The 13446-nt window shown below is 60.2% G+C and carries 13 protein-coding genes and 2 pseudogenes; 5 read left to right on the top strand and 10 right to left on the bottom strand.

From position 1 onward, the window contains the following. Positions 1-5 precede the first annotated feature (5 nt). Positions 6-434, top strand: a complete 429-nt coding sequence (gene hemJ, locus SM130_RS18530; protein ID WP_102826152.1) for a protoporphyrinogen oxidase HemJ — start codon at positions 6-8, stop codon at positions 432-434. A 130-nt stretch (positions 435-564) separates the two neighbouring features. Then, a complete protein-coding gene (locus tag SM130_RS18535) occupies positions 565-1521 on the top strand; it encodes a DUF805 domain-containing protein (RefSeq protein WP_102826153.1) in 957 nt (318 codons plus the stop codon). Between the two features lie 15 nt (positions 1522-1536). Here the strand turns inward: SM130_RS18535 and SM130_RS18540 are convergent, their stop codons facing one another. Then, positions 1537-3015, bottom strand: coding sequence for an AAA family ATPase (locus SM130_RS18540; RefSeq protein WP_102826154.1), 1479 nt, complete (start codon positions 3013-3015; stop codon positions 1537-1539). A 46-nt stretch (positions 3016-3061) separates the two neighbouring features. Here SM130_RS18540 and SM130_RS18545 point away from each other — a divergent pair. Beyond that, positions 3062-3451 (top strand): annotated as a pseudogene (locus SM130_RS18545) (HIT domain-containing protein). A 43-nt stretch (positions 3452-3494) separates the two neighbouring features. Beyond that, positions 3495-4142, top strand: coding sequence for a 2-polyprenyl-3-methyl-6-methoxy-1,4-benzoquinone monooxygenase (gene coq7 / locus SM130_RS18550; RefSeq protein ID WP_102826155.1), 648 nt, complete (start codon positions 3495-3497; stop codon positions 4140-4142). Positions 4143-4206: 64 nt separating this feature from the next. Here the strand turns inward: coq7 and speD are convergent, their stop codons facing one another. Together speD and SM130_RS18560 are read right to left on the bottom strand one after the other, a co-directional pair. Next, on the bottom strand, positions 4207-5007 hold the full coding sequence (gene speD, locus SM130_RS18555; RefSeq protein WP_102826497.1) for an adenosylmethionine decarboxylase: 801 nt from the start codon (positions 5005-5007) through the stop codon (positions 4207-4209). A 198-nt stretch (positions 5008-5205) separates the two neighbouring features. Then, positions 5206-5628: an OsmC family protein gene (locus SM130_RS18560; protein ID WP_102826156.1), complete on the bottom strand. Its 423-nt coding sequence runs from the start codon at positions 5626-5628 to the stop codon at positions 5206-5208. A 213-nt stretch (positions 5629-5841) separates the two neighbouring features. Between SM130_RS18560 and crp the strand changes: the two genes are divergently transcribed. After that, positions 5842-6486 carry a cAMP-activated global transcriptional regulator CRP gene (gene crp, locus SM130_RS18565; RefSeq protein ID WP_058063705.1) on the top strand — a complete coding sequence of 215 codons (645 nt, stop codon included), beginning with the start codon at positions 5842-5844 and terminating at the stop codon, positions 6484-6486. A gap of 43 nt (positions 6487-6529) precedes the next feature. On the opposite strand, the gene trpC is transcribed toward crp, so the two are convergent. The 7 genes and pseudogenes from trpC to gabT form a co-directional block, all read right to left on the bottom strand. After that, positions 6530-7372, bottom strand: a complete 843-nt coding sequence (gene trpC / locus SM130_RS18570; protein ID WP_102826157.1) for an indole-3-glycerol phosphate synthase TrpC — start codon at positions 7370-7372, stop codon at positions 6530-6532. Next, entirely contained in the window at positions 7369-8415 is a 1047-nt protein-coding gene (gene trpD, locus SM130_RS18575; RefSeq protein ID WP_102826158.1) for an anthranilate phosphoribosyltransferase, read from the bottom strand. Before trpD ends, trpC begins: the two co-directional genes overlap by 4 nt. Next, positions 8415-9008 (bottom strand): aminodeoxychorismate/anthranilate synthase component II, encoded by a 594-nt coding sequence (locus SM130_RS18580; protein WP_102826159.1) that lies wholly within the window; start codon positions 9006-9008, stop codon positions 8415-8417. Before SM130_RS18580 ends, trpD begins: the two co-directional genes overlap by 1 nt. A gap of 2 nt (positions 9009-9010) precedes the next feature. Next, positions 9011-10495: an anthranilate synthase component I gene (trpE, locus tag SM130_RS18585; protein WP_102826160.1), complete on the bottom strand. Its 1485-nt coding sequence runs from the start codon at positions 10493-10495 to the stop codon at positions 9011-9013. Between the two features lie 70 nt (positions 10496-10565). Further along, positions 10566-11376: pseudogene (locus SM130_RS18590) on the bottom strand (phosphoglycolate phosphatase). After that, the gene (gene rpe / locus SM130_RS18595; protein WP_102826162.1) at positions 11373-12047 is read right to left on the bottom strand and encodes a ribulose-phosphate 3-epimerase; all 675 of its coding nucleotides are present in this window, start codon (positions 12045-12047) and stop codon (positions 11373-11375) included. The pseudogene SM130_RS18590 and the gene rpe overlap by 4 nt, the downstream one beginning before the upstream one ends. Before the next feature lie 105 nt (positions 12048-12152). Beyond that, entirely contained in the window at positions 12153-13433 is a 1281-nt protein-coding gene (gene gabT, locus SM130_RS18600; RefSeq protein WP_102826163.1) for a 4-aminobutyrate--2-oxoglutarate transaminase, read from the bottom strand. Between the last annotated feature and the right edge of the window lie 13 nt (positions 13434-13446).

Below are 13446 nucleotides of genomic sequence, written 5' to 3' on the forward strand. Positions count from 1 at the left end.
AACCGATGCTCTATCTCTGGCTTAAAGCACTGCACATCATCGCCATCGTTTGCTGGTTTGCCGGTCTGTTCTATCTCCCCCGCCTATTTGTCTACCACGCCATGAGTGAGGACCAGCCTAGTCGAGAGCGTTTCAAGATCATGGAGCGCAAGCTTTACCGCGGCATCATGCTTCCATCGATGATCGCCACACTGGCTTTAGGAATATGGATGGTCGTTATCAACCCCGGGCTCTTCAGCACAGGCGGATGGCTTCACGCGAAGCTGGCGCTAGTGATTGCGCTGGTGGGCTATCACCACGTCTGCGGCGCACAATTGAAGCGCTTCGCTCGGGACGAAAATATGCGTGGTCACGTGTTCTATCGCTGGTTCAATGAGGTTCCGGTGCTTTTCCTGCTGGCCATCGTCATTCTCGTAGTCGTCAAACCGTTCTGAACTTGCCGATTTACTTGGGTACTTCGTAGCCATAGTGTTACCTCCCTCTGAGTCCTAGCTCGCCACTATTGTTTGTGCCAGGCGAGCCTTCTAATCTGCTCCCATCATCCATTTGTGACACGGACGCCACATGCAAGAAGCTCATTTCAAAATCGTCTTCAGCGGCGAACTGATGCCCGACGTGCCACTCGAGACGGTCAAGTCAAACTTGGCAATGCTGTTCAAAACAGACGCGAGCAAAGTCGAGCGCCTGTTTAACGGCCAGGCTGCAGTCATCAAAAGCAAGCTCAGCGGCGAGGAGGCCGACAAGTACCTTGGCGCACTACGTCGTGCGGGGGCCAAGGCACACAAAGAGCACGAGCGCGCTGCTCCGGTATTGAGCCTGGTGCAAACCGACGAAGAGCGGATGAGCACGCAAATAGACGATCCCGCCGCGGATTCGATGAGCTGTCCTAAGTGTGGGCACGTGCAACGCCAGTCCAGCGAATGCAGCGCGTGCGGCATCATCATCGAGAAGTACTTGGCTCGTAAGGCGCTACTTGCTGAGCGCACGACAACTCAAACCAAAACCGCAACGATGTCTCCTTATGCGCCGCCGGCAGCGAACGTCAGCGAAGCAATGCCGCAGCACGGCGACCTCAAGCCGTTTTCCGTTAGCGGACGCATCGGCCGGTTGCGCTACCTGGCATGGTCGTTGGTCATCATGCTCTCAGCGACGGGATTGTTCGCGATCGCCGCGCTCATCATGATGATTTCCAGCACATTCGGACTGGTCTGCATGGGCCTGATCGGTATCGGGATGCTGGTGGTTAGCGTCCAAATAGGCGTCCAGCGTCTGCACGACTTCGGCTGGTCCGGCTGGCTGATACTGCTGAACCTGGTGCCGATCCTGGGCAGCCTGTTCCCCTTCGTCATGCTGTTGATGCCCGGCAGTCGCGAGGTCAACCGCTACGGTTCGCCGCCGCCACCCAACAGCCGGCCGGTGAAGGTACTCGCTACGCTATGGCTGTTGCTGATCATCTCCGGCTTGGTAGCGGCTTTAACCGTCCCGGCACTGGTTGATATGCGCCACGGAGCAGGCTTCTGACTTTATCGAAGCCGGTCAATCGGCTTGCACGGTCCGTCCGAGAGCCCATGCACGCAGCGCGTCCAGGCGCTCAGCCATGACAATAGACAGCGGCGAGGTTGCACGAATGCTATCAACTAGCATGAGCTGGTCCACTTGCCGCTGCTGAGCCTGTGCGGCATACACAGCACTCACCACAACCTGCTCGATCTCCGCACCGGAAAACCCGTCGCTGGCCTCGGCCAGTGACGTCAGGTTCAGGTCACCTGGCTGCAGCTCGCGTCGCGCAAGATGGATACGAAAGATCTCCGCGCGCGTCGCCCCATCGGGCAGGTCAACGAAAAACAGCTCGTCAAAGCGCCCCTTGCGCAAAAGCTCCGGCGGGAGCCGATCAACCGTGTTCGCGGTAGCCACCATGAAAACAGGCGCTGCGCGCTCGGCCATCCAGGTCAGCAATGTGCCGAGCACGCGCTGGCTGACGCCGCCGTCCATCTCACCGGTTGCCAGGCCCTTTTCAATCTCGTCCATCCACAACACGCAAGGCGCCATCTGTTCGGCCAACATCAAGGCCTCGCGCAGATTGCGCTCGGTTTCGCCGAAATATTTGTTGTATAGGCAGGCAAAATCGAGGCGCAGCAAAGGCAAGCCCCACAACCCGGCTACTGCCTTGGCGGCGAGGCTTTTACCTCCACCCTGAACACCTACCAGCATCACACCTCGTGGCAGATCGTCGCCCTGTCCACTCAGAAACGCACCCTGCCGCTCTGCTAGCCAGCGCTTGAAATTGAGCAATCCACCCACTTCGGCGAAGCGCGCGGTCTCGTATTCGAAACCCAGTACGCCGTCGAGATCTAGCATCTGGAATTTGGCACGATTGAGCTCGGGCAGATCCTCCTGGGTAATGGCACCATCATCGCAAATGACATTGCGCGCCAGCGCCCGTACCTCGGCATGACTGAGGCCGCGCAGGTTTTTCACCACTTGCTGCAGTGTTCGATTGTCGGTGCGCACGCGTGCGCCGCGATTACGCTCACTCCATCGGGCAGCTTCCTCACGCACGATGGCGAGCAGCTCCTCTTCAGCAGGTAATGACAGACTGAAACGTGCTGCGTAGCGCTGGACTTCAGGCGGCAATTTGAGCGCATGGGATACCAGCACCAGGGTTGGTGCCGATGGGGCTTCGCTCATTGCGATGTCCTTGAGCAACCGCACCAGTCTAGGCTCGTCGAGATACGGATGCAGGTCGCAGAAAACATAGAGGTTTGGGCGCGGGTCATGCTTGACCAGTTTCAGCGCCGTCTCGGGCGCACAACTCTCCTCACCGCCGTGCAGATCCCCCTCAAAGGACAAATGATGCAGCCCCTCGCTTGCAGACCACACATAGATGCCCAAGCCCTGCCGCACGGCAAGGCCTGTCACCGTCTCGAGGACTCTTCGTTCGTCCCATGATTCAAGCACCACCAGCTTGACCCGCGAATCCAGCACCAATCCCAGATCATGTATATCGTTCTTCACTTTACCTCCCTGTACGGCCTCACCGGCTCGGAACTGCCCTGATACAATGTGCGACAGGCTATCGCCTGAAGCAGACGTGAAGGACTGCTGGTTCTGCAAGATCGTGGGCGGAGAAGTTGCCGCACGCAAGCTTTACGTAGGCGATCAGATTATCGCTTTTCCACAAGTTATCGCGCAGGCGCCGGTGTGCACTTTCGGCCATTGCGAAGAAACATATCGCATCGTTGCACGGCTTGAGAGAGGGAGAACGACAGGTGCTGGCCGGACATATGCTGTTTACCGCACAACGTTTGTGCCGAAGGGCGAGGCGTCAGCAGCGTGCGTGTGGTGATGAGCTGCAACGACCTTGGCGGGCAGCTGGTCTATTCACATGCACATAATTGGTCAACGCCAGATGCATTGGCTACCGGCTTGGCAGCGGCGCGTTTCGCCCTGACGTCTCACCGACTTGCTACGGTCTCATATTCTCCGGAGGACACATGACCAGCCAACGCCATTATTCGCCAGCTGATCGTTTGCTGATGCAGGCGGATGCGGCACTTAGGACATTACTCCCCTTCAGTGGCCAGCCAGCTCGTCCATCGCCAGGGATACTGAAGAGCGAAACCGAGTTGAGCGAGAGCGAAACGCGCCACGTAGCAGGCCTGATGCGGATCAACCACACCGGAGAAGTCTGTGCCCAAGGGCTTTATCAGGGGCAGGCTCTGACGGCGCGCCTACCGCAGATTCGCCAAGCGATGGAGCATGCGGCGGATGAGGAGATCGATCATCTGGCCTGGTGCGAACAGCGCATCCGCCAGCTTGGCAGCCATACCAGCGTGCTCAATCCGTTGTTCTATGGGCTGTCCTTCGGTATCGGTGCTTCTGCCGGCCTGATCAGTGATCGCATCAGTCTTGGTTTTGTCGCCGCCACAGAGGATCAGGTCTGCAAGCACTTGGACGAACATCTGGGCCAATTACCGGCAGAGGATGAAAAATCTCGCGCCATTCTTGAGCAGATGCGCGAGGACGAGGCGCAACATTCAACCGCTGCCATCGCCGCTGGCGGACTGCGCTTCCCCGCACCGGTCAAATTCGGCATGAGCCTAATATCGAAAGTCATGACCAAAGCGACGTATCGCATCTGATCGACCGCAACGAGAAAAGGGCGCCTCGGCGCCCTTTTTCGTCATCGCAAAGATGCTGATACGGCTAGGCATGGCGCGGCATGTTGCGCGCATAGAAGATCTCCAGCATCTCGTGACGCAGCAGCTTCTCGACCTGCTTGCGCTGTTCCGCCGACAAATTGCTCGTCGCGTCGCCGAATAGGTAGTTCGCAAGCTCGAAGTCCTTGAGCAGCATTTTTGTGTGGAACAGATTCTCCTGATACACGTTCACATCGGTCATCTGGTAGGCCGAACGAGTGTCTTCAGATAGATAGTTCTGGATCGAATTGATCTCGTGATCGATGAAGTGCTTTCTGCCCTCGACATCACGCGTGAAGCCACGCACGCGATAATCCACAGTGACGATATCCGAATCGAACTGGTGGATCAGGTAGTTGAGCGCCTTCAACGGGGAAATCACGCCGCAAGTCGACACGTCTATATCAACGCGGAATGTAGCGATGCCGTCCACCGGATGGATTTCCGGATAGGTGTGCACTGTGATGTGGCTTTTATCGAGGTGCCCAAGAATTGTTTCAGGCAATGGCCCCGGCGATTCCTCAATCTGGCTTTCGGTGGGCGTCACCGGCTGCTCGGAAATCAGAATCGTCACGCTGGCGCCCTGAGGCTCGTAATCCTGGCGGGCTATGTTCAGGATATTGGCGCCAATAATATCAACGACGTCGGTAAGGATCTGGGTCAGCCGCTCGGCGTCGTACTCTTCATTGATGTATTGCACATATGCGTGCTGGTCTTCAGGCGTCTCGGCATAGCAAATGTCATAGATATTGAAGCTCAAGGTCTTGGTCAGGTTATTGAACCCGTGGAGCTTGAGTTTGCTTTTCACCATTGGAAGCTCTCTTGTGCGGCCATGCGCGTGATTGAGCATGCCCTTCAGACGCCTAAGCGCATGACACCTCTTCACACCGCCGATCTGGCTTTCGCGTTGAATAGAACGGACTCGGCTAAATCGGGGCACGCATTGTGTAACCAGAGGCTGGCCGCTCATCCAGACGAGCGAGTCCGCACGGTGTGGCTGGCGTTATCAGCCGAGCTCGACGATTTCGTAAGCGTGAGTGATGTCGACACCGGCTCGACCGAGCATGATGGAGGCCGAGCAGTATTTCTCCGCTGAGAGCTCGACCGCCCGCTTGACCTGTGCATCCTTCAGTCCACGGCCTTTGACCACGAAACGCAGGTGGATCTTGGTGAATACCTTTGGGTCCTCGGAAGCGCGTTCGGCCTCGACAAAAGCTTCACAACTCTCTACCGCTTGGCGCGATTTTTTCAAGATGCTTACGACATCGAAATTGCTGCAGCCGCCCAGACCAAGCAGAAGCATTTCCATGGGTCGCACGCCGAGGTTCCGGCCACCGTTCTCGGGCGGGCCGTCCATCACGACGACATGCCCACTACCAGACTCACCTAAGAACATGGCTCCGTCGACCCATTGAATGCGCGCTTTCATCGCCAACTCCAATACAAACAAGGTCGATAGCTTAACATGGCCGTTTAATTGCTCGGCGAGCATGTACTCGACTAAAGGTGCGTTGACCCGCACGTTTCGGCTGTCGCACCTTTGCAACCAGCCCACCCTGCTCTGTTAAGCTGACGAAAGCTGAATGACAGCCACATATAATAATAATGAGTCTTTATTGAATACTTATCCGGGACCCACAGCATGGTAGCTATCACCCTCACGCCCAAGATAAAGAATATCGACAAGTTGCTCGCGCACTGTCATAGACGGCGATACACGGCCAAGAGCACGATCATTTACGCTGGCGACCGCTGCGAGTCGCTTTTCTTCATCGTCAAAGGCTCCGTCACTATCCTTATCGAGGATGACGATGGCCGTGAAATGATCATTGCCTATTTGAACGCGGGCGACTTCTTCGGAGAAATGGGGCTCTTCGAGAAGGAAGGAACAGAAAAGGAACGCAGTGCCTGGGTTCGCGCCAAGACTGAGTGCGAAGTGGCTGAGCTTAGCTATGCGAAATTTCGCGAGCTGACCCAGCAGGATCCGGACATTCTGTACGCACTAGGCAGCCAGATGGCCGAGCGCCTACGCAACACCACCCGCAAAGTCGGCGATCTGGCGTTCCTCGATGTTACCGGTCGAGTCGCTCGCACATTGCTGGATCTGTGCAAGCAACCCGACGCAATGACCCATCCAGATGGCATGCAGATCAAGATCACGCGTCAGGAAATCGGCCGTATCGTCGGCTGCTCGCGTGAGATGGTCGGCAGAGTTCTCAAGAGCTTGGAAGCTCAGGGCCTCGTCTTCGTGAAAGGCAAGACCATGGTCGTGTTCGGTACTCGCTGATCGCATTCAGCCCGCAGCCTGCCTAGCGCAGGCGGGCGGGCGGTCACTCCGGATCGGCAGCGATAGCAACAACGCGGCCGCGCGTGCGATCGGGGTAAAAAAGACGCTGTAGCTCGACGCCTGGCTGCTCGGCGCGCATGAACGCCTCGCCCACCAGGAACGCATAGACCTGGTTGATCTCCATTAGCTCGACATCGGCCCGATTGAAGATCCCGCTCTCGGTCACCACCAAGCGATCCTTCGGCATCCGCGGCAGCAGATCCAGCGTGGTTTCCAGGTTGACCTCGAACGTATGCAGGTTGCGGTTGTTGATTCCCACCAGAGGCGTTTCCAGGCGCAACGCGCGCTCCAGTTCGGCTGCGTCATGCACCTCGACCAGCACATCCAGCCCCTGCTCCTTGGCTACCGCCGCCAGCTCGTGCATACGTGCGTCATCCAGTGCCGCGACGATCAGCAGGATGCAGTCGGCCCCCAGCGCTCGCGCCTCGATCACCTGATAGGGGTCGATCATGAAATCCTTGCGGATCACCGGCAGCGAGCAGGCCGCGCGCGCCTGTTGCAGGTACTCATCGGCGCCCTGAAAGAAATCGATGTCAGTCAGTACCGACAGACAGGCAGCGCCGCCAGCCTCGTAGCTGGCAGCAATCTCAGCGGGCAGGAACGGATCGCGGATGACGCCCTTACTCGGCGAAGCCTTCTTTACCTCGGCGATGACTGCCGGCTCCTTGCTGCGCACGCGTCGCTCCAGCGCCGCAGCGAAGCCGCGCACAGGATCGGCCAGCGCCGCGCGCTGCTCGAGTTCGCTTAGTCCTAGCTCGCGGCTGCGCTGGGCAACCTCCTCGAACTTGCGTGCGATGATCTTCTCCAGCACGGTCGGCACGCTCATTTCTGGTTCTCCTGCCTGAATACTGCGGTGAAGGAAACCAGCTCCTCCAGCTTGTCGCGCGCCAACCCGGTGCTGAGCGCGTCGTGGGCCATTTCTACGCCCTGCTTAAGGCTGCTTGCCAGGTCGGCTGCATAGAGCGCAGCGCCGGCGTTGAGTACGATCATGTCGGCGGCTTTCTGGCCGTTCTCGCTCTGCCTGCGTCCCAGCGCATCGCGGATCAAGGCCAGCGAGCCCTGGGCATCTTCTACGTTCAGGCCAATCAAACTCTGGCTCTTGATGCCGAAGTCCTCCGGCTGAATGCTGTACTCACTGATTTGGCCATCCTTCAGCTCGGCGACATGCGTCGGCGCAGCCAGGCTGATTTCATCCAGCCCGTCCTGTGCATGTACCACCAGCACATGTTTGCTACCCAGGCGCGACAGCACCTCGGCCATCGGCCGGCACAACGCCTTGCTGAACACTCCGACCACCTGATGACGGACGCCCGCCGGGTTGGCCATGGGGCCCAGGATGTTGAACAGTGTGCGCAGGCCGAGTTCACGGCGCGGCCCGGCTGCATGCTTCATGGCGCCATGATGGGCCGGGGCGAACATGAAACCGACACCCACGGTATCGACGCTGCGTGCCACCTGATCGGGCGTCAGGTCGAGAAAGACTCCGGCCGCCTCGAGCAGATCGGCGCTGCCGCTCTTGCCCGACACGGCGCGATTACCGTGCTTGGCAACCTTGCCGCCGGCCGCCGCAACGACAAAGGAGGCCGCGGTGGACACGTTGAAGATATTCATCCCGTCGCCACCGGTGCCACAGGTGTCGACCAGTTTGTCGGTGTCGAAGCGCACCGGGGCGGCCAGCTCGCGCATCACCTGCACGGCGCCAACGATCTCGTCGATGGTTTCGCTCTTCATGCGCATGCCCATGAGGAACGCACCAATCTGCGCATCGGTGCACTGGCCGGTCATGATCTGGCGCATCACCGCCTGCATTTCTTCGGTAGTCAGATCGAGCTGACCGACGATGCGATTGAGGGCTTCCTTGATATCCATCAGCGCACGCCTCCGGTCTGCTTCAGAAAGTTGGCGAACAGCTCATGACCCTGCTCGGTGAGGATCGATTCGGGGTGGAACTGCACGCCCTCGATGTTCAGCGTCTTGTGTCGCAAGCCCATGATCTCGTCGACCGAGCCATCGTCCAGCTGGGTCCACGCCGTGATCTCAAGGCACTCGGGCAACATCTCGCGCTTGACCACCAGCGAGTGGTAACGGGTCACGGTCAGCGGATTGTTGAGCCCGGCAAACACACCTTGGTCATGGTGAAACACCGGACTGGTCTTGCCGTGCATGGCCTGGCGGGCGCGCACCACATCGCCACCGAAGGCCTGGCCGATGCCCTGGTGGCCGAGGCAAACGCCGAGAATCGGCAACTTGCCGGCGAAATGAAGAATCAGTTCCAGCGACACACCCGCCTCGTTCGGCGTGCACGGCCCCGGCGAGACGACGATGCGCTCGGGGCTCAGCGCCTCGATCTCGGCCACGCTCAGCTCGTCGTTGCGCACCACCTTTACGTCTGCACCGAGTTCGCCCAGGTATTGCACGACGTTGTAGGTAAAAGAATCGTAGTTATCCAGCATCAACAGCATGATCAGTTCTCCTGCTGGTCGCGTTCGGCCAGGGCCACCGCGCGGAACATGGCGCGGCGCTTGTTCAGCGTCTCTTCCCACTCGAGCGCCGGCTGCGAATCGGCGACGATGCCGGCGCCGGCCTGCACGTGCAACTCGCCGTCCTTGATCACCGCGGTGCGAATGGCGATCGCGGTGTCCATGTTGCCGTTCCAGGCCAAATAGCCGACGGCGCCGCCATACACACCACGCTTGACCGGCTCGAGTTCGTCGATGATTTCCATGGCGCGAATCTTCGGTGCACCTGAGAGCGTGCCGGCCGGCAGGATCGCGCGCAGCGCATCCATCGCCGTCAATGTCGCCTTGAGCTGGCCGGTGACGTTGGAAACGATGTGCATGACGTTGGAGTAGCGTTCGATAACCATCTTCTCGGTGAGGCGCACCGTGCCGGTCTCGGCGACACGGCCAACGTCGTTGCGGCCCAGGTCGATCAGCATCAGGTGTTCGGCTAACTCCTTGTCATCACTGAGCAGATCTTGCTCCAGTGCCAGATCAGCTTCTTCATTGGCACCGCGCGGACGGGTGCCGGCGATCGGACGAACCGTGACCAGACCTTCCTCGACCCGCACCAGCACCTCCGGCGACGACCCCACCACATGGAAGTCGCCGAAATTGAAGAAGTACATGTAGGGCGTCGGGTTGAAGCAACGCAGCGCGCGGTAGAGATCGATCGGCGCAGCCTTGAACGGGATCGACATGCGCTGGGAAATCACCACTTGCATGCAGTCGCCGGCGAGGATGTAGTCCTTGATGCGGTTGACCGCCTGCTCGTAATCCTCGCGGCTGAAGCTGGAACGGAAGGTCGGCTCGGCACCGTTGCTCTTTTCGAAATCCAGGCCCAGGCGCGGCGTGATCGACTGACGCAGCTTCGCCCGTAACGCTTGTAGGCGAGCCTGACCTGCCTCGTAGGCTTCCGGCTGCGACGGGTCGACCAGCACGATGCAGTGCAGCTTGCCGGCGAGGTTGTCGAACACCACCACGGCGTCGGAAACCATCAGCAGGATATCCGGCGTGCCCAGTGGATCGGGATTGGGGCAGTTACCGAGTTTGTGCTCGACATAACGCACGCTGTCGTAGCCAAAGTAGCCCACCAGGCCGCCATTGAAGCGCGGCAGGCCGTCCACCGGTGCGACGCGGTAGCGCTGCTGGAAGGACTCGACGAACGCCAGCGGATCTTCGACCTCACAGGTTTCGGTCTCGACGCCATCGGTGGTTATGCTGATGCGGTGATCCTGGACGCGCATTACAGTGCGGCACGGCAGACCGATGATCGAATAGCGCCCCCACTTCTCGCCGCCTTGGACGGACTCGAGCAGGTAGGAATTCGGCGCATCGGCCAGTTTCAGGTATAGCGACAACGGGGTGTCGAAGTCGGCGAGGGTCTCGAACGACAGGGGAATGCGGTTATGGCCTTCGGCGGCCAAACGCAGAAATTCTTCGCGGGTCATGTCAGCCTCGTGGTCTGAGGAGGGTTCGAACGAACAACGGCAAACGCGCCGGCCTGGCCGGCAGGGAAAGTCAGGCGCGCCAGCGCCAACGGGCCAGGGCCTTGATGACTTTCATCCATTGTCTGCGGGAGAGCACCACGAGCTGATCTCTTCGGTGGGTCAAAAAGAGTCCGGCCACACTAGCGCAGCCCCGGAGCCGAAGCAACCAGCTCGCGCAGGTCATCGAGCACCAGCGCTGGCTGCTCATCCGCGATGGGGTCGCCGTGGTTGTAGCCATAGGTGAGCGCGACACAAGGGACCGCGGCGGCCTTCGCAGCCCGCACGTCGTTGCGCGAGTCACCCACGAACAGCGATTCGCCGGGCGCAACGCCCGCCGCGTCCATCACCCAGAACAGCGCGGCCGGATCTGGCTTCTGCTGCGGCAAGGTATCGCCGCCGACCAGCCAATCGAAATACCCAGCCAAGCCCTTCTCTTCCAGCAGCGGCTCGATGAACTGCGCCGGTTTGTTGGTGACGATCGCCAGCTTCACCTCGCGTTCGCGCAGCCAGTTCAGGCATTCACCGACGCCCGGATAGACCGTGGTCAGCTCGTGGCCACCGGCGTACGCTTGCATGAACAGCGCCAGCGCCTCGTCGACCAGTTCGTCGGCCACACCGTCATGGTTCAGCTGACCGGCCAATGCGCGGCGCACCAGCACGCGCGAGCCGTTGCCAACCCAGTCTCGCACCCGGGCAATGCCGGCAGGCTCGCGGCCGAGCAGCATCAACATCTTGTCCACCGCCGCGGCCAGGTCCGGCACCGAATCCATCAAGGTGCCGTCCAGGTCGAACATCACCAGCCGTGGCAATTTCCCGTCGAACAGTTGCTCCAGGCGGGTCATGGACGCGCCAGCGCCAGCTCGGCGCGCATCTGATCGATCACGACTTTGTAATCCGGCTGGTTGAAGATCGCCGAGCCGGCAACGAAAGTATCGGCGCCCGCCGCAGCGATTTCGCGGATGTTCTTCGGATTCACACCGCCGTCGATCTCCAGGCGAATCTCGCGACCGCTGGCGTCGATCAGCGCACGCGCTTCGCGCAGCTTGTCCAACGTGTTAGGGATGAATTTCTGTCCGCCGAAACCCGGGTTGACGCTCATCAGCAGGACCATGTCGACCTTGTCCATGACGTACTTGAGCACGTCCAGCGGCGTGGCCGGGTTGAACACCAGACCGGCCTTGGCGCCGCCGTCCTTGATCAGCTGCAGCGAGCGATCGATGTGCTCGGAGGCTTCCGGGTGAAAGGTGATGTAGCTGGCACCGGCTTCGAGGAAATCGCCGATCATGCGATCCACCGGCTTGACCATCAGGTGTACGTCGATGGGCGCGGTCACGCCATGCTTGCGCAGCGCTGAGCAGACCATCGGGCCGATGGTCAGATTGGGGACGTAGTGGTTGTCCATCACATCGAAATGGACGATGTCGGCGCCGGCGGCCAGCACGTTGTCCACTTCCTCGCCCAGGCGGGCGAAATTGGCGGAAAGAATGGAAGGGGCGATAGCGAACGGCTGCATGACGACCTCGGGTAGCACGGCGGAATGCCGCGCATTGTACCCGAGGGGTCAGGGTTGCGGCTCGCCTGACATCCATTGCGGATGCCGGCGAGCCGCCAGGTCGGATCAGGTCAGCTCATCGAAGCACTCGCCGATGATGGCCAGACCACGGTCGAGCAGTTCGTCTTCGGCAGTCAGCGGCACCAACACCCGCAGCACGTTGTAGTAGGTGCCGCAGGATAGGAGGATCAACCCCTTGTCCCGTGCACGGGCAACGATCTGCGAGGTAAGGGCGGCAGCCGGTCGCGCATGATCACCGTCTTCGAATAGCTCGATCGCAATCATCGCGCCGAGTCCGCGCACTTCGCCGATTTCCTTGTGCTTGGCCTGAATGGCCTTGAGGCCGGTGGTGAGTTTCTCGGCTACCGCCTTGCAGCGGTCGAGCAGCTGCTCTTCCTCGAAGATATCCAAGACCGCCAGCGCCGCTGCGCAGGACAGCGGATTGCCTGCATAGGTGCCGCCCAGCCCGCCGGGGGCGATGGCATCCATTATCTCGGCCTTGCCGCAGACACCGGCGATCGGGAAACCACCGCCAACCGACTTGGCGAAGGTGGTCAGGTCGGCGACCACACCCATCTGCTCCATGGCGAAGAAGGTGCCGGTACGCCCGGCGCCGGTCTGCACTTCATCGGCGATCAGCAGAATGCCGTGCTCGTCGCAGAGTGCACGCAGGCGGGCCATGAAGTCTTTCGGCGCAACATTGAAGCCGCCCTCGCCCTGCACCGGCTCGATGATGATCGCCGCGATGTCGCGTGGCTCGGCGTCGTTCTTGAAGATGCGCTCGATGCTGGCGATCGAGTCATCGACGCTGACGCCATGAATCGCGCAGGGGTACAGCGCACGGAAGATACCGCCGGGCATCAGGCCCATGCCGGCCGAGTACGGCGCCACCTTGCCGGTCAGCCCGAGGGTCATCATGGTGCGGCCATGGTAGGCGCCGGTGAAGGCGATCACGCCGGCACGCCCGGTGGCGGCGCGGGCAATCTTCACCGCGTTTTCCACCGCCTCGGAGCCGGTTGTGACCAGCAGGGTCTTCTTGGCGAAATCACCCGGCACCCGCGCGTTGATCTTCTCGCACAGCTCGACATAGGGCTCGTAGGCCAGCACCTGGAAGCAGGTATGCGTGAGCTTGTGCAGTTGGTCTTCCACTGCCTTGATGATCTTCGGGTGCAGGTGGCCAGTATTCAGCACGGCGATGCCACCGGCGAAATCGATGAACTCGCGGCCTTCGACGTCGACCACGCTGCTGTTCTTGGCATGGTCGGCAAAGATCGGGTGGATCTGGCCGACACCACGGGGGACGGCGGCGACACGGCGTTGCATCAGGGATTCGTTGGTCTTGCTCATAAGCTCCTCGGTA

Origin of the sequence: Stutzerimonas stutzeri, from assembly GCF_038561965.1 — a bacterium.
GTDB lineage: Bacteria > Pseudomonadota > Gammaproteobacteria > Pseudomonadales > Pseudomonadaceae > Stutzerimonas > Stutzerimonas stutzeri_AA.

What these genes read in the sequence shown, in the direction of transcription:
- hemJ (WP_102826152.1), top strand. Translation starts at nt 6, where the DNA reads ATGCTCTATCTCTGGCTTAAAGCACTGCACATCATCGCCATCGTTTGC.
- SM130_RS18535 (WP_102826153.1), top strand. Translation starts at nt 565, where the DNA reads ATGCAAGAAGCTCATTTCAAAATCGTCTTCAGCGGCGAACTGATGCCC.
- coq7 (WP_102826155.1), top strand. Translation starts at nt 3,495, where the DNA reads ATGACCAGCCAACGCCATTATTCGCCAGCTGATCGTTTGCTGATGCAG.
- SM130_RS18560 (WP_102826156.1), bottom strand. Translation starts at nt 5,628, where the DNA reads ATGAAAGCGCGCATTCAATGGGTCGACGGAGCCATGTTCTTAGGTGAG.
- crp (WP_058063705.1), top strand. Translation starts at nt 5,842, where the DNA reads ATGGTAGCTATCACCCTCACGCCCAAGATAAAGAATATCGACAAGTTG.
- trpC (WP_102826157.1), bottom strand. Translation starts at nt 7,372, where the DNA reads ATGAGCGTGCCGACCGTGCTGGAGAAGATCATCGCACGCAAGTTCGAG.
- trpD (WP_102826158.1), bottom strand. Translation starts at nt 8,415, where the DNA reads ATGGATATCAAGGAAGCCCTCAATCGCATCGTCGGTCAGCTCGATCTG.
- SM130_RS18580 (WP_102826159.1), bottom strand. Translation starts at nt 9,008, where the DNA reads ATGCTGTTGATGCTGGATAACTACGATTCTTTTACCTACAACGTCGTG.
- trpE (WP_102826160.1), bottom strand. Translation starts at nt 10,495, where the DNA reads ATGACCCGCGAAGAATTTCTGCGTTTGGCCGCCGAAGGCCATAACCGC.
- rpe (WP_102826162.1), bottom strand. Translation starts at nt 12,047, where the DNA reads ATGCAGCCGTTCGCTATCGCCCCTTCCATTCTTTCCGCCAATTTCGCC.
- gabT (WP_102826163.1), bottom strand. Translation starts at nt 13,433, where the DNA reads ATGAGCAAGACCAACGAATCCCTGATGCAACGCCGTGTCGCCGCCGTC.